This is a genomic window from Rufibacter sp. DG15C, from assembly GCF_001577755.1.
Lineage (GTDB): Bacteria > Bacteroidota > Bacteroidia > Cytophagales > Hymenobacteraceae > Nibribacter.
Genome location: NZ_CP010776.1, coordinates 3,362,969 through 3,378,527, shown reverse-complemented (window position 1 = coordinate 3,378,527; position 15,559 = coordinate 3,362,969). Strand labels below are relative to the sequence as shown.

The 15,559-nt window shown below is 45.8% G+C and carries 13 protein-coding genes; 11 read left to right on the top strand and 2 right to left on the bottom strand.

What is annotated here, in order from left to right:
- Positions 1-12 precede the first annotated feature (12 nt).
- From TH61_RS14435 to TH61_RS14410, 6 genes are all read left to right on the top strand, one after another.
- Positions 13-816 carry a metal ABC transporter ATP-binding protein gene (locus TH61_RS14435; RefSeq protein WP_066512906.1) on the top strand — a complete coding sequence of 268 codons (804 nt, stop codon included), beginning with the start codon at positions 13-15 and terminating at the stop codon, positions 814-816.
- Positions 813-2,105, top strand: coding sequence for an iron chelate uptake ABC transporter family permease subunit (locus TH61_RS14430; protein WP_066510821.1), 1,293 nt, complete (start codon positions 813-815; stop codon positions 2,103-2,105). The genes TH61_RS14435 and TH61_RS14430 overlap by 4 nt, the downstream gene beginning before the upstream one ends.
- Positions 2,102-2,989 carry a metal ABC transporter permease gene (locus TH61_RS14425; protein ID WP_197464046.1) on the top strand — a complete coding sequence of 296 codons (888 nt, stop codon included), beginning with the start codon at positions 2,102-2,104 and terminating at the stop codon, positions 2,987-2,989. Before TH61_RS14430 ends, TH61_RS14425 begins: the two co-directional genes overlap by 4 nt.
- Positions 2,990-3,114: 125 nt before the next feature.
- Complete coding sequence (locus TH61_RS14420) at positions 3,115-3,606, top strand: DUF255 domain-containing protein (RefSeq protein WP_082780390.1); 492 nt, start codon at positions 3,115-3,117, stop codon at positions 3,604-3,606.
- A 137-nt stretch (positions 3,607-3,743) separates the two neighbouring features.
- On the top strand, positions 3,744-5,123 hold the full coding sequence (gene mnmE / locus TH61_RS14415) for a tRNA uridine-5-carboxymethylaminomethyl(34) synthesis GTPase MnmE (RefSeq protein WP_066510818.1): 1,380 nt from the start codon (positions 3,744-3,746) through the stop codon (positions 5,121-5,123).
- A 677-nt stretch (positions 5,124-5,800) separates the two neighbouring features.
- Positions 5,801-6,406: a porin family protein gene (locus tag TH61_RS14410; protein WP_066510815.1), complete on the top strand. Its 606-nt coding sequence runs from the start codon at positions 5,801-5,803 to the stop codon at positions 6,404-6,406.
- A 434-nt stretch (positions 6,407-6,840) separates the two neighbouring features.
- On the opposite strand, the gene TH61_RS14405 is transcribed toward TH61_RS14410, so the two are convergent.
- Positions 6,841-7,038: a hypothetical protein gene (locus tag TH61_RS14405; RefSeq protein ID WP_066510813.1), complete on the bottom strand. Its 198-nt coding sequence runs from the start codon at positions 7,036-7,038 to the stop codon at positions 6,841-6,843.
- A 208-nt stretch (positions 7,039-7,246) separates the two neighbouring features.
- Positions 7,247-8,269, bottom strand: coding sequence for a medium chain dehydrogenase/reductase family protein (locus TH61_RS14400; RefSeq protein ID WP_066510810.1), 1,023 nt, complete (start codon positions 8,267-8,269; stop codon positions 7,247-7,249).
- A gap of 520 nt (positions 8,270-8,789) precedes the next feature.
- Here TH61_RS14400 and TH61_RS14395 point away from each other — a divergent pair.
- The 5 genes from TH61_RS14395 to TH61_RS14375 all read left to right on the top strand — a co-directional run bounded on the left by TH61_RS14395 (position 8,790) and on the right by TH61_RS14375 (position 15,550).
- On the top strand, positions 8,790-9,470 hold the full coding sequence (locus TH61_RS14395; RefSeq protein WP_066510808.1) for a hypothetical protein: 681 nt from the start codon (positions 8,790-8,792) through the stop codon (positions 9,468-9,470).
- A gap of 103 nt (positions 9,471-9,573) precedes the next feature.
- Positions 9,574-9,954 (top strand): hypothetical protein, encoded by a 381-nt coding sequence (locus tag TH61_RS14390; protein WP_231862234.1) that lies wholly within the window; start codon positions 9,574-9,576, stop codon positions 9,952-9,954.
- A 246-nt stretch (positions 9,955-10,200) separates the two neighbouring features.
- On the top strand, positions 10,201-10,410 hold the full coding sequence (locus TH61_RS18380; RefSeq protein ID WP_066510803.1) for a hypothetical protein: 210 nt from the start codon (positions 10,201-10,203) through the stop codon (positions 10,408-10,410).
- A complete protein-coding gene (locus TH61_RS18255) occupies positions 10,346-10,627 on the top strand; it encodes a type I restriction enzyme endonuclease domain-containing protein (RefSeq protein WP_231862233.1) in 282 nt (93 codons plus the stop codon). Before TH61_RS18380 ends, TH61_RS18255 begins: the two co-directional genes overlap by 65 nt.
- 72 nt (positions 10,628-10,699) lie before the next feature.
- The gene (locus TH61_RS14375; RefSeq protein ID WP_066510798.1) at positions 10,700-15,550 is read left to right on the top strand and encodes a RecQ family ATP-dependent DNA helicase; all 4,851 of its coding nucleotides are present in this window, start codon (positions 10,700-10,702) and stop codon (positions 15,548-15,550) included.
- The last annotated feature ends 9 nt before the right edge of the window (positions 15,551-15,559 follow it).

Genomic DNA, 15,559 nt, shown 5'->3' with positions numbered 1-15,559 from the left:
ACTACCAAACAAATGATACAACACGTAAATGACCCGGTTCTGGAGGTGCATGACCTCACGGTGAGTTACCAGCGCAAGCCGGTGCTGTGGGATGTAGACTTGACCCTTCCTTCGCAGGCCTTGATTGGCATCATTGGGCCGAATGGGGCGGGAAAATCCACGTTGATTAAAGCCATCATGGGCTTGCTGCCGCTCAACAGCGGGTATGTGCAGTTGTTTGGGCAGTCCTTGGAGGAAGTGCGCCAAAAGGTAAGCTATGTCCCGCAGCGCGAATCGGTGGACTGGGATTTCCCGGCCTCGGCGCTGGATGTGGCCATGATGGGCACCTACGGCAAGTTAGGGCTGTTCAGCAGACCCGGCGCCAAGCAAAAAGCCCAGGCCATGGAAGCTTTGGAGAAAGTGGGCATGCAGGACTTCGCCAACCGGCAAATCTCCCAACTATCGGGCGGTCAGCAGCAGCGCGTGTTTTTATCTCGGGCCCTGGCCCAGAATGCAGACCTGTACCTGATGGATGAGCCGTTTGCCGGAGTGGACATTGCCACGGAGACCGCCATCATTGAGCTTTTGCGCCAGATGCGCGAAGACGGAAAAACGGTAGTGGTGGTGCACCATGATTTGCAATCGGCGCAGGACTATTTTGACTGGGTGATTCTGCTTAACATGCGTTTGGTGGCTTCGGGTCCTACCTCAGAGACCCTTTCCACAGAACTGTTGGAGAAAACCTACGGCGGCCGCTTGACTGAGCTGAGCCGGGTGAGTGAATTGCTGCAGAAAAAGAACTTCCCCATCAGAGAAACCAAACCCGTCAAGAAATGAATACCCTCTGGGAATTTCTAAGCATGCAGGATGCCAACGTGCGGTTTGTCACCATCGGGTCTGTCTTGCTGGCCGCCAGCTCAGCGGTGGTGGGATGCTTTACCGTGCTCCGGAAGCGCGCGCTGGTGGGTGACGCGGTGGCCCACGCGGTGCTGCCGGGTGTCTGCCTGGCCTTTATCTTGACCGGAGAGAAAAACCCGATTGTGCTGCTGATTGGCTCCTTTCTGACGGGCTGGCTATCCTTAATTGTCATAGACGTCATCACGGCTAAGAGCAGAATTAAGGAAGATACGGCCATTGGCTTGGTGCTGTCGGTGTTTTTCGGAATCGGGGTTTTGCTGTTGACGTCCATCCAGCACTCGGGCAATGAAAACCAGAGCGGTCTGGACAAGTTCCTGTTCGGGAGCGCCGCCGCCTTGGTGGGCCAGGATTTATACACGTTTGGAGCGGTGGCCGTCTTGCTTTTATTAAGCGTGGTGTTATTATACAAAGAATTCAAGCTCATCTCCTTTGACATTGCCTACGCCCGCACCATTGGCTTGCAGGTGCGCCGCCTGGAGTTACTGCTCACCACGCTGACTGTGTTGGCGGTGGTGGTAGGCATCCAGTCCGTAGGCGTGGTGTTGATGTCGGCCATGCTCATCACCCCGGCCGCCGCGGCCCGTTTCTGGACCGATAGATTGGACGCCATGGTAATCATTGCCGCCGTGATGAGCGCCGTCTGCGGAGCCGCCGGCGCCTTTGTGTCGTTCACGGCGCCTGCCATGCCCACGGGCCCCTGGATTGTGATGCTCTTGTCCATGCTGGCCATCATTTCCTTTACCCTGGCTCCTAACAAAGGGCTGCTGTCCCGGTACTTGTCCCAGCGCCGGGTACGCCGGCAGATGATGCGCGAGAATATCCTGAAAACACTTTTCCACTTAGGCGAAACCACCGGGGAGTACCAACACAGTTATTCCAAGAAACAGATTCTGGAGCGCCGCCAGTTGCCGCTGTTAAAAATGCAGGCCGAGTTGCAGACCCTCTCCCGCCAAGGCCTGATTGTGAAGAGCAAACAAGGCTGGGCCCTCACTGAGGGCGGCAAGAAAGAGGCCCAGCGGGTGGTGCGTCTGCACCGTCTGTGGGAATTGTACCTGACGCAGTACCTGCAAGTGGCCTCAGACCACGTGCACGAAGACGCTGAATCCATTGAGCACGTGCTTACTCCAGAATTGGAAAAGCGCCTGGAAGAACTCCTGGACTACCCTACCACTGACCCTCACCATACCAAAATTCCGCAAAGCTCATGAACCTGGACGCATTCTGGATTATCCTGACCGGCTCTTTGGTGGCCATCTGTTGCAGCCTGCTGGGCTGCTTCCTTATCCTTCGGCGCATGGCCATGGTGGGCGATGCTATCTCCCACGCGGTGTTGCCCGGCATTGTGCTGGCTTTTCTCTTCAGCGGCTCCCGTGAGGTCTGGACCATGCTCATTGGCGCCGCCGCACTGGGCGTAGCCTGTACCTTTTTAATTGAGTTTCTGCACAAGAAAGCACGCGTACAGTCAGATGCCTCCATTGGGGTCACGTTTACCTGGCTATTTGCCTTGGGCATCATCTTAATTTCTGTCTATGCGGGCAAAGTGGACCTTGACCAGGACTGCGTGCTCTACGGCGAGATTGCCTACGTGCCCCTAGACATCTGGCTCACCGAGGCCGGACAGAACCTGGGGCCGCGCACCGTGTGGCTGATGGGCGGCGTTTTGCTGGTGATTGTCGGGTTTGTGACCGTCTTCTACCGCCAGCTGTATTTAACATCCTTTGACCCGGCCTTCGCGGTGGCCATTGGCATCTCAACCAGTGTATGGTATTACCTGCTCATGGGCGCCGTCTCCCTGACCACCGTGGCCGCCTTTGAGTCGGTGGGGGCTATCTTGGTAGTAGCGTTTCTGGTGGGTCCGCCCGCCACGGCCTACCTTTTAACCGATGACCTGAAGCGGATGCTTATCATTTCTGCGGCGCTGGGCATAGTAGCTTCTATTTTGGGCTTTTATCTGGCGGTTTGGTTGAACGGGTCAGTGGCCGGGGCCATCTCCGTGATTATTGGCCTAGAGTTTCTGCTAGCCTTTGTCCTGTCCCCTAGCCATGGATTGGTCTCACGCAACAGGAAGCTATCCAAAGTGGCAGGCGTTTAGGTTTTTGCGGAAAGGTTTAGGGGGGAACCTCTCCCATACTAAGGCAGAAATTACTGCGTTGAGAAGGAACCGTTTTTGGTCTCTTTTTTGTAAAACAGGTTAAAAACGGCTATACCTTTCACTCCATGTTCCTCCTTTATATTTTGATAAGCGGCTGGCTTTGGCATTCGCCGGAGGCAAAATTACCGGCCTCCCCTACTAAAGTCACCTCGCCGGCCGCGACAATACAATGGTTGACGTTGGAACAGGCGCTGGCCAAAAGCAATGCCAAGCCAAAAAAGATTTTGATTGACGTTTACACAGATTGGTGCGGCTGGTGCAAGAAAATGGACAAGCAAGTCTACCAGGACCCTGCCATTATCGCCAAGCTCAACAAGGACTACTATGTGGTAAAGCTGAACGCCGAACAGCGCCAACCGGTCACCATCAACGGCAGAACCTACCAGTACCTGGAGAAATACAAAGCGCATGAACTGGCGCTGTCCCTCCTCAACGGACAGATGAGCTACCCCTCCACCGTTTTCTTGAATGAGAAACAACAGGTCATGCAACGGGTGCCCGGCTATTACGGTGCCAAGGATTTTATGCAGCTTTTAACGCATATCGCCGCCAATTAATTAGAGGATTCACATTAGTCACCTCTTTTGCTTGACGTTCAGGCATTTACTAGTGCATGCATCCAATTCTGCCGTTTTTAGCCTACTTTTGTGAAAACAGGCTAAAAACGGCTTTTTCCTTATAGAACCTTTTCGCTTTGCTACCTACTTCGCTCGCTAAAGATACCATAATTGCCCTGGCCACGGCGGCTGGGCACGGCGCTATTGCCATCATCCGCTTGTCTGGGCCAGAGGCTATCTCTATTGTGAACGGAGTATTCAAAGGCAAGAATCTGCATAACCAACCGTCGCACACCCTGCATTTTGGGACCATACGGGAGGAGGACAAGATTCTGGATGAGGTGGTTGTTTCCCTGTTTAAGGCCCCGGCCTCCTATACCAAGGAAGACGTGGTGGAAGTATCCTGCCACGGGTCGCCATACATCACAGAACAGTTGTTGAAGCTGTTCCTGCGCAAAGGCGCGCGCCTGGCGGAGCCCGGCGAGTTCACCAAACGAGCCTTCCTGAACGGTCAGTTTGACCTGGCCCAGGCCGAGGCGGTGGCCGACCTCATCGCTTCAGACTCTGCCTTGACCCACCAGGTGGCCATGAAACAGATGCGTGGCGGCTTCTCTCAAGAGATTAAAGCCCTGCGCGTGCAGCTCATCCACTTTGCGTCTATGGTGGAGCTGGAACTGGACTTTAGTGAAGAGGACGTAGAATTTGCCGACCGTAGCGCCCTGCGCAGGCTCATCACCACCTTGCAGCAACTGGTGGCAGATTTGTTGAAGTCCTTTGAAATGGGCAACGTGCTCAAGAACGGGGTGCCCACGGTGATTGCCGGCAAACCGAACGCCGGGAAGTCCACCCTGCTCAACGCCCTCTTGAACGAAGAAAAAGCCATTGTCTCTGACATACCAGGCACCACGCGGGACGTGATTGAGGACGAGGCCCAGGTAGGCGGCATCCGGTTCAGGTTCATAGACACCGCCGGCCTCCGGGAAACCCAGGATACGGTGGAAGCCATTGGCGTGGCCCGCACCAAGGAACAGCTGCAGAAAGCCTCCCTGGTCTTGTACCTCTTTGACGTAACCACTACTACGCCCGCAGAACTCAAGGAAGAAATTGAAGCCCTGCAACTGCCGCAGGTGCCCTACCTTTTGATTGCGAATAAAAAAGACCTCGCCACGCCCGCCCAATTGGAAAGCTTTGCCGGATTTGAGAACCTGGTGTACTTATCGGCGGGGACCAAAGACGGCTTGCGCGAGTTGGAGCAGGCTTTGCTGGAAGTGGTAAACGCCAACGAAGCCCTCACAAGTGACCGTACCATAGTGACCAACCTGCGTCACTTCCAGAGCCTACAAAAAACCGCCACGGCCTTGCAGGAAGTACTGCATGGCCTGGACACCGGCCTAACCGGTGACTGGCTAGCAGCAGACATTAGACGCTGTCTGTTTTACTTAGGAGAGATAACAGGAGACATCACTACAGATGATTTGCTGGACAACATCTTTACCAAGTTCTGCATCGGGAAGTAAGGTGAAAGTGCCTAGCCATTAAAATTACGCAAATCGCAATCTGATTTGGTTCAATGCCATCAACTTCAATTTTAAAGAGACTCAAAATTGAGAATTGCCTTCTCAGAATAAAGAAAACCTGATTACGCCTTTTTCTTTATATATCATTGAAGCAGAGGCCCTTCTTCATATAGCGACCGACTTAGATGGACGAGCCACGTATGCCCGATGGTAATACATGATAGTAAGTTGCTGGCTATCTAACTTACTACTATTCAATACTTACCATTATATAGTTTTCGAGATCCTGAAGAAGACAATCTTCAACTTGTGACAACTTGGCAAGGCAGATTGGTGAAGTATTTACCTCTTGAAAACTTTTTCTGCTTACAACTGTATATCTCTTAAGAATTTAAGGAAGTGATAAACCTTCAAAGTGATTCTGAGAGAAAATTTTGATGGTTGTTGATTAAAAATCTTCATGCCTCTTTTCTTATGAAGAACAGGTCCTTTATATTTTTATTTTCTCCCTGATTTTAAAATATCGAAAGTAATTACTCGACAAATGATTACCTCTCCTTCTACAAGGTATAATTATGCATTCCATCACATTGGGTCAAAAGCAATAATCTTTGATTTTCTTAAGTTAATTTCCCTTACTTTTACCCAACTCTTTTTAATTTAATATAAGGTTTAAAATGAAAAAAATAGGTTTACTAGTATTCAGTATATTCACTATCCAATTGGCTTCTGCTCAGACTATTAAGTTTGGTGATAATGTAAATTTCGGGCTTAAGGCAGGCTTTAATTGGACAAGCATTAATGATGAAAAGAGAGTAGAAGATTCTGGTGTTACACCCAGACCGGGATTTCATGTTGGTGGCTTTACTCATTTTCATCTGAGTGAAAATTGGGCGCTACAACCTGAGTTAATGTATTCAAAAGAAGGAGCTGAATATGAATCAGCAAATTATAATGGAAAAACTGATTTAAACTCGGTTAATCTTCCAATTCTTGTTCAATTTATGATGGGCCCTGGTTTTAGAATTGAGACGGGTCCTCAGTTTGGGTTGTTTACAGGCACCAAATTTGAGAATTCAAACAATGATGAAACTAGAAAAACGGATATCCAAAACGGTAATGTCTCCTGGGCCTTCGGTCTTGGATATTTAACTCAATCTGGATTCGGTGTTGATGTTCGCTATAATATGGGATTATCAAATATTTATCCTAAGGATGTTTATCCTGGCCAGCACGCTCGTACCAGAGCAGGTCAACTGGGATTCTTTTATCAATTTAAATAATCTTAACTTTCAATAGCTGTAACTGGAACCTCACATCGGTGGGGTTCCATTTTTTTATCGCAAAATGTAAGAGCTTGCACAACTATTTGATTATCCCTTGCTGCTGGATGATGTAACGTTTTTTATCAAAATTAAATCTCCTGTTACTTATCCATACCTAGCTAATTCAAGTTTATTTATCTCCATACCAATTCATAAAATTTAGGTAACCATCAATTATGGCAGGTGTAAGAAAATACAAATTCTAAACTTAAACTATAAAGCATTATAACTGCTATACCTGACTTGATACAGACTGACTGGCTATAGCATGAGATAACTCTCTTAATACCTCAAAAACAGGAATGCCTGACCAAGTGGCCAGGCATTCCTGTTTTTGAGGTACTCCTGATAAAAGAGGCAGAAAATGCCGGAGTAGGACTAATGTGTTATGATCAACTTTTCTCTAAGACATTCTCAGGGGCGGTTAAATCTAAGGCTGAACTGAAGCTTTCATAAAAATGGAGAAGCTTTTCTTCCTTTAGTTCTCCTTCTTCTACAATGGCCACCTGAGCACTAGGCAAGTCTTGTAAAGTCCAAGGGGTTTCTTCTAGCTCGGTGACTGGGGCGCTTATTTTTATATCTGTAGTCATGGGTACAATCAAGTGCTGGCATTCAATGGATTACAGGTTAGATAACTCAAAGACTAAACCAAATAGTATGCAAGACGCGCATTTTATTTTTCATTACTTAATGATAAGCCAAAATACTGCCAAAAATATATAGGGGACAAAAACGGAAACTAAAAGGGTAGGGCGTTGATAAGAATAATCACATGACAAGAAAATGGTTTAGACATATTTACCATGTTACCACCACCTTCCCTACTGTTTTTCCGCGCTGGAAAAGATGGATGGCTTCTAGAATCTGCTGATGCGGGAAAGTATGGCCTATGTGCTGGGGCGCGAGGTTCAAGGCTTGTAGTTCCCCTAGGAGTTGGTGCATCAATTGGGTTTGCTCATAGAGGTAAATAAGGTTGAAGCCCATTAGGGATTTGTTTTCGGTGGGCAGGCGCAACGGGTCTATCTTGGGACGTTGCAAGAACTTCCAAATGAGCTTTGGATAGTTGGGCTTAGAACTGTGGCTGGAGAAACTAGCGTTGCCATAAACTACCATACGGCCCATGGGCGCAAGAACCTTCCATCCCTGGGACAGCACTTCGCCTCCAATGCATTCCATGATGAGGTTGAGCGGCTTTTCTCCCAAGGCTTTTTGTAGTTGCGCCTCAAAATCTTTACCCCGCAGAATCACTTGGTCATATGCCTCTTCTTTCTTAAGGAAATCTACTTTATTGGCCTGGCCCACGGTTCCGATGGTGTAGGCCTCCAGTTTTTTGCAGATTCGGTTAGCCAGAATGCCCACACCGCCCGCCGCGCTGTGAATGAGCACGGTCATACCTTTTTGTAGATTCCCCAGTTCCTTAAGAGCGTAATAGGCGGTCAGGCCCTGCACCAGAAACCCCGCACCCTGCTCAAAGCTCCACTCCCTAGGTAAAGGAATCACGTATTTGAAGTTAATATTGATATGAGACACATAGCCTCCAAACCTGGTCACGCCCATCACCCGGTCTCCCACTTGGCAGGTGGTCACGGCCTTGCCCACGGCTATTATTTCGCCCGAAAACTCCAAACCCGGGATAAAGGAACCTTCGGGGGTGGCGCTATACAACCCCTGCATGGCAAAGACATCGGCGAAATTGAGGCCAACGGCGTGTACCTGCACGCAGACCTGATCTGGTTGCGGCGGGCTCAGCGGTTCGGTTTGCAAGGTCAAATGGTCAATGGAACCGGCTTTGGGCATACGGTACACCTGGCGTTCTAGCATAATCTTTTTGCTGAGTTTCTATTCTTAGGCTTCAAAATAAGTTGATATTTACAAAGCTAGAGCACTTATTTCCTTATATGACATTGTCACCTTAATTCAATCATGTTGGCCAGACACCTATTCACAGTTTTCCAATTACCCTAATCTTTCCTTATTGGGAGGCTGCCTTATGTTAGAGTTTCAATTTCTCAAGGGTCTAAAGGCTTTTATTAAATATTCCAATACAAAAAACAGGGCTGAACGAAGCACTAATCGTAACATAAAAATAGTCATCATCCTTAAAGGAACTTCTTGATTTACAGATTCTTTTCTAACCTTCCCCATCCCAAGCCGTTCTACTACTACATACCACACCTGGCCAGCGCACCACCTTTGCGTTATAAGACTAGCTTTACGCATTTCATCGTCTATTTGGCAGACACGGATTCTTTCTTTTCCAAATTATTGCGGTTTTCAGCCTGTCTTTAAGATTTAGCCCTAGCTCCTGTTTTTCAAACCACCGCATTGTTTAAATCATTTTATGAAGTATACCCTCACTATTGCCAGTGCTTCCACAATAGAAGAAGTGGCGGAATATTGGACCTCCCAAGACTACATTCAACTTTTAGAAAAATTCAATTTCCCAGATGCCGCATCGGCTAGTCCAGAATCTTTGGCAGACCTGTTGGCTATGGCCATCACAGATTTTGAACCGAATGAGGCGGCGGCGCTGGTGTTAGACTATAAGCTGGCAGACCACTTAAACGAAGGGCAGATTCAGCAGATATCCAATGACATGCTGTTGGATAAAATTTCAGAAGAGTACCCTGATATTTGCCTGCACGCTCCCTTGTTTCACATTAACCAGTTGCTGTACAAGGCCTTCAATGGCAAATTCCCGAACGCCAAAGCCACGCTCCTCCATTTCACGGCCATACCCCAGGAACCTGCCCAGGACGCTGTGCTCTCTAAAGAGGGCGCTTTGTGCTTATTGAGCCAAGGCCTGTCTGAAAGCAACCTGATTAAACGTCTGTTTAGCGAGCAGATGGCGGGCACGGTGCCTTTCTCAGATGCTGAGTGCATAGTCTGGGACTTGCAGAGCACTGGCATTCACACCTATTCTCTACTTACCTCAGCCTATTGGCTAAGCAATGAAGACGTGGTGGCTCAGGAGTTTGAAGGCGCATATAAACCGGCAGCCATTCCAGCAGAAATTGCATAAAATTTCAGTACAGTGATTTCACTCAATTCATATTAATAAACACAACAGGGGATCTTCACCATTTGCTGGCCCCCTGGTGTACCTAATACATTTAAAACAAAAGATGATGTCAGTAAAAAACAATAAGCAATTCGGTGTATGGTTAGACTCAAGTCAAGCCACCATAGTAGGAAGAAAAGAAGTAGACACTGGTGATTTTGTGGTGCTAGGCCATGCCAAAAACGATGGCCAAGGCAGCAACTCCAATGAGAACGCCGGCAATAATGCCGAGCAAGGATTGCAACAAAAATTCTTCAAGGAGATAGCAGCGTTTATGCAGAATGCTGAGGCTGTGCATGTGACCGGTACTGGCATCACGCAAGAGCAGTTCATTCATTTTCTGGCAGACCAGCCACAGTTCAAAAACGCAGAAGCCAAAGAAAGCACGTCTAACCACATGTCTGATGAGAACCTGGTAAAATACGTTACGGAGCAGTTTAACTAATTAGTACCGCACTCCATAAAAAAAGAGGCTGCCTTTCTAGGGAGCCTCTTTTTTATGCTTCAAAGGTTCGGCGTTTTTGGTCTATTTTCCAGAAATAAGGCCAAAAACGCTTACATATTCTATTTTCAAGATATAAAGGCCTAAACGGTCTTTAAACCGAATGGAAGAACTCTGGGACGTAGCCAACGAGCTACGCGGCGCCGTGGCCGAGAACCAGTACAAAATTACGTCCTCTCCCTGCTGTTTGTGAAGCACCTCTCTGAGCGCTTTGAGATACGCAAACAGGAGATTCAATTATCTTTTCTGGAACCCGCTTCTGAGTATTACAACATAGAAGCCCACCAGCAGAGTGAGGTGCTGGAAGACGAGCTGGAGTACCAGAGTCAAGAACGTGTACCGCCTGCCCAGGGAAGCCACCTGGAACTACCTTCTGCAGAACGCCGTGCAGGACTTTGACCTCATTAAAGAGCTGGTGAAAAAGATACTGGCTGGGGTTAAGAAAAGCGCGGCCCAACCAGACTGGTATAAGAAAGATGACACCAAGGCCCAGCTGCAGCTAGCCGTGAAAAAGGTACAGCGGTTCAAAGTAAAGGCAGACCTGCAGGAGATTTTGGATGAGATTCTGGAGCAGGCAGAGGAACGGTATAAGGTGTGGGCGTTTGAGGTGGCGTAAGAGAATATTTATATAGGCTAATATTTTTGATATTTTATAAGAAAAAGTATATTTAGTGCTTAGGTAGATTAAATGGATGATCCTCATATTCAGGCTTTACATGCGGTTGCCTTCTTTGATTTAGAAATATCCCAGCCTAGAAATAAGATTAGTAGTATTGGGGCATTGTACCAGAAAAAGACTTGGCATGGCACTTCTATTCATGAGTTAGATGTTTTCTGCAAAGAGGCCACCTATTTGTGTGGTCATAATATTCTTTTGCATGATTTGGTGTATTTAAAAAATGCTGGCATAGCAGACTCGTTTTTACAAAAAAACAGTATTGACACTCTTCAACTATCTCCCCTATTCTTTCCTAACAAACCATATCATAGATTAATAAAAGACTACCGTTTAGACAGAGCAGAATTCAACAATCCAGTCTATGATTCTGGACTTGCTAAAGAAGTGTTGGAAGATTGCCTGCAGGCTTGGCTGCAAATGGATGGCTCCATGCAGTACATTTTACAAGGTTTGTTACAACATGACGGAAAATTCAGTGGTTTTTTTAAACTCTTGTTTGGCAATGTACCTCGGGCACCTGATTTCCTGCAGCTAAGTGAAGAAATTTCTGTTTACTTTAATGAAGGTGTCTGTACACATGCAGACTTGTATTCATTGATTTTAGAGAAGCCAGTACAGTTAGCTTATGTACTATCCTTATTAAAAGCCCCCGATACAAGTTCCATCATACCGCCCTGGTTATTACACCAATACCCAGATTTACCATTACTACTTAACCAGCTAAGAGGCACTTCCTGCCATAAAGATGATTGTGCGTACTGTGCTAAGCATAACACACCACAGGCTGGGTTAAAGCGGTACTTTGGGTACCCTGGCTTTAGGAAGTTCAGCGAATCTGAAGAAATACCCCTGCAGCAACAGGTAGTAGAAGCCTCTTTGAAAGGAGAGTCTTTGTTGGCTATTTTTCCTACCGGTGGTGGTAAATCCCTTACGTTTCAATTACCAGCCTTAATGCGGGGCGAAGCAACGCGTGGGTTAACGGTGATCATATCACCGTTACAAGCGCTCATGAAAGACCAGGTAGATGTTCTAAGCCACCGGTTTGATATCACCAATGCGGTGTTTATTAATGGCTTGCTTTCACCGCTGGAAAGGGCTGAAACTATTGCTAAGGTGAGAGAAGGAGGCGCCCAATTGTTATATATAGCCCCTGAGTCTTTACGGTCAAAGACTATTTTGACGTTACTGAAAGGTAGACTAATAGACCGTTTTGTGATAGATGAAGCCCATTGCTTTTCAGCGTGGGGCCAAGACTTTAGGGTAGATTACTTATACATTGGCAGGTTTCTGACAGAACTTGCCGCAGCAAAGAAATTGCCCTCCCCTATTCCAGTATCCTGTTTTACGGCAACTGCTAAACCAGAAGTAATCCAAGACATTCAAAATTACTTTGAACAAAAAGCAGGCATTCATTTAAACATTTATCAGACTTCAGCCACCCGTAAAAACCTCAGCTATTTTGCCACTCCTTCCAGTAGTCCAGACATTAAGTTGCAGAAACTCCAGAATCTACTGCAAACAGTAGAAGAACCTTCTATAGTCTATGTAAGTCGTACCAAAACCGCTGTGAAGGTAGCTGAGGCCCTAAAGAACTCTGGGTTTAGAGCCGCGGCCTATCATGGGCAAATGGAGGTAGATGAGAAGATAAGGACGCAAGACGCGTTTATGCACGGGCATATGAACATCATTGTGGCTACCTCCGCCTTTGGGATGGGCGTAGACAAAGAGAATGTAAAGATGGTGGTGCATTATGATATTTCTGATTCTCTGGAAAACTATCTACAAGAAGCAGGAAGGGCCGGCCGTAAGCCAGATTTGGAGGCACACTGCCATTTACTCTTTGATGAAGAGGATTTAAATGCCCATTTCAACCTACTCAATCAAACCAAAATCACACAAAAAGAAGTAGGCCAGATTTGGAAGGCGGTAAAAGATTTCAAGCGCAAACAATTCTCTAAATCTGCACTAGAGATAGCTAAAAGTGCGGGTTGGGAAACCGACAACCAATACTTGGAAACCCAAGTAAAAGCCGCCATAGCAGCCTTGGAAGATGTAGGTTATCTACGTAGGGAGATGAACTCTCCCCGCATTTTTGCCAACAGTATTTTGGTCAAAAATGTAGAGGCCGCCAATAAAGTTATAAGAGATAATCTTTACAGGTTCCCCGGCAAAGAGGAGGAATACGCCGTTCGTATCTTTCAATACCTAATATCGCGTGACGCAACCCATGCTGACCAACTCTCTGATGATTTGGGTATTGATCATTATATAGTAGTACGTATCCTATTACATTTTAAAGACTTAGGACTTTTAGGTGACACTAAAGACTTAACAGCTTTAATTAACCCTACTAGAAGCAATAAAAATACGGAGCGTTGCTTTAAGCAGAGTACTCAAGTAGAGTATGCCTTGTTGAATGCATTACTACCTACAGAAGATTCTCCTGCTGTTATACAAATTCACCTGCGCGAAATTAATGAGCATTTATTGCAGCATGGCTGCGATGTAAGCTCTATAGAGATTATAAAGAACCTTCTAAACTTTTGGCAGCACCAACACTACATCCAGAAGGAACGGCTAGAAGCACAAACTTTATTTTATCGCATCACTTTTAAAGTGAACCGTGAAAAAATTAGACAAGATTTAAGACATAGAAAGGATTTAGCCAATGGCGTGGTCCGCTGGCTACTTGACCAAAACAATGCTCTGATTGCTAGTAAGCAAAAAAGAGAGGAAGCAGCTTTGGCTTTTTCTATGGTGGAGATGCAGCAGAGTTTGCGAAACGGCCTTTTTCAATTAAATGCAGAGCTAATTGAATATGAACGGGTATTACTTTACTTGCACTTCATTTGTGCTATAAAATTGGAAGGCGGCCTATTTGTGCTTTACAATCCTATGACCATTGTTAAAGTAGAAGAAAACCCTAAAAAGCAGTACACTAAGGAAGATTATGCCAAGTTAGAACGGCACTACGAGAAGAAAACTGAGCAAATCCATATTATGGGCGAATATGCCCGCAAACAATTGCATCAACATGTTGAAGCTCTAAAGTTTGTGGATGATTACTTCCAAATGCCCTATGAACAATTTATACAAAAGCATTTTCAGGGACAAAGAGGAAAATTAAGGAGACCCATCACCGACAAGAAGTTCAAAGAGATATTTGGGGCTTTATCTGAAGAGCAATTAGCAGTGGTAAAAGATAAAACCAGCCCTAATATATTAATAGGCGCTGGACCAGGAAGCGGGAAAACAAGAGTGCTAGTACATAAGGTGGCGGCCTTGTTGATGATGGAGGACATTAAGGCCGACCAATTCTTAATGCTCACCTTTTCCAGGCCTGCTGCTATGGAATTTAAAGAAAGACTACACGGGTTAATAGGTACGGCAGGACACTATGTTGATATATTTACATATCATGGTTTAGCATTCCAGTTATTAGGAAGAATAGGTGATTTAGAGAAATCTGACAGTATTATACAGCAGGCTACGCTGGCCTTACAGCAGGATGAAATAGCCTCAGACAGGATAAAAAGTAAAAGCGTAATTGTAGTAGATGAGTACCAGGATATAAGCCAACAGGAATACGACTTTTTAAAGACGTTAATTGAGGTAGCTGGGGAGGTACGGGTGATTGTTGTAGGGGATGATGACCAGAACATCTATGAATTTAGAGGATCCTCTGTCGCTTTCATGCGCAGCTTCCAAAGAGACAGAGAAGCCAAATCTTATTTTCTTAGCAAAAATTATAGAGCACATGCAAACCTGGTAGAATTTTCAAATCAGTTTTTGTCCTTGTTTGCTTCTGAAAGATTAAAGGCGGGCATGCCTCTATTGCCCCAACAAACTCAATTAGGTCAACTGGTTATTATTAATCATCATCCAGAATCTGACTTGGTACTCCCTCTAGTACAGGATCTTTTAAACCAGGATTTATCAGGTACTACTGCCGTATTGACGCATACTAATGAAGAAGCACTTTTAGTGCAAAGCCTTCTAAGGCAACACCAAATACCAGCCAAGTTAGTGTTAGCACAAGATGGGTACTCGCTTTGCCAGTTATTAGAGCTCAAAATTTTCAGTCATTATATCTATCATGATATTTCAAAGGAAATAGGTTTTATCACTGATGATTCCTGGCTGGCAAATAAGAAAAAGGTAGCACAAGAGTTTGCAACCTCTGCTAATATGGCTCTTGCACTAGAAGTAATTAATGTCTTTGAAAGAGCAAGTGGCAAGCGGCGGTATTGGTCTGACTGGACAGCATATCTACATGAAGCAAAGGCTGAGGATTATCTTTTCCCTGACAGTAACAAAGTATTGGTATCAACCATGCACAAAGCCAAAGGAAAAGAATTTGATCATGTGTATTTACTTCTTAAGAATTTTAAATTAACCACTGAAGCCAGAAAGAGGGTAGTTTATGTAGCTATTACTAGAGCTAAGAAAACGTTACACGTCCACACAGATCAGACCTACTTTAACCAGTTCCCAGTTCAGAACTTGAAGATAGCCACAGATTCTACTATCTATCCTGCTTTAAATGTTATTCAATTAGAATTGGGAATGTCTGACGTGTTTCTGAGTTACTTCCGGAATTTAGATACCCAAAAAGCTGTAAAGAAAGTGCGCTCTGGTAATGCACTAATTGGCAATGAACAAATAGAAGAGGGACTTTCACTTGACGGACAATTCGTAGTGAAATTCTCAAACAAATTTAAAGAACGCTTAAGGCTTGTTAAGCACCAAGGGTACATTTTCAATTCAGCAGAGGTAGCCCATATTGTAGTATGGTACTGCCAAGAAGAAAACAAGGAGTTCCGGATCATTTTGCCGCGCTTAGTATTTACAAGAAGCTGATAAATTCCT

Excerpts from the sequence above, each read along its gene's own strand:
- TH61_RS14435 (WP_066512906.1), top strand. The coding sequence starts at position 13 with ATGATACAACACGTAAATGACCCGGTTCTGGAGGTGCATGACCTCACG.
- TH61_RS14430 (WP_066510821.1), top strand. The coding sequence starts at position 813 with ATGAATACCCTCTGGGAATTTCTAAGCATGCAGGATGCCAACGTGCGG.
- TH61_RS14425 (WP_197464046.1), top strand. The coding sequence starts at position 2,102 with ATGAACCTGGACGCATTCTGGATTATCCTGACCGGCTCTTTGGTGGCC.
- TH61_RS14420 (WP_082780390.1), top strand. The coding sequence starts at position 3,115 with ATGTTCCTCCTTTATATTTTGATAAGCGGCTGGCTTTGGCATTCGCCG.
- TH61_RS14410 (WP_066510815.1), top strand. The coding sequence starts at position 5,801 with ATGAAAAAAATAGGTTTACTAGTATTCAGTATATTCACTATCCAATTG.
- TH61_RS14405 (WP_066510813.1), bottom strand. The coding sequence starts at position 7,038 with ATGACTACAGATATAAAAATAAGCGCCCCAGTCACCGAGCTAGAAGAA.
- TH61_RS14400 (WP_066510810.1), bottom strand. The coding sequence starts at position 8,269 with ATGCTAGAACGCCAGGTGTACCGTATGCCCAAAGCCGGTTCCATTGAC.
- TH61_RS14395 (WP_066510808.1), top strand. The coding sequence starts at position 8,790 with ATGAAGTATACCCTCACTATTGCCAGTGCTTCCACAATAGAAGAAGTG.
- TH61_RS14390 (WP_231862234.1), top strand. The coding sequence starts at position 9,574 with ATGATGTCAGTAAAAAACAATAAGCAATTCGGTGTATGGTTAGACTCA.
- TH61_RS14375 (WP_066510798.1), top strand. The coding sequence starts at position 10,700 with ATGGATGATCCTCATATTCAGGCTTTACATGCGGTTGCCTTCTTTGAT.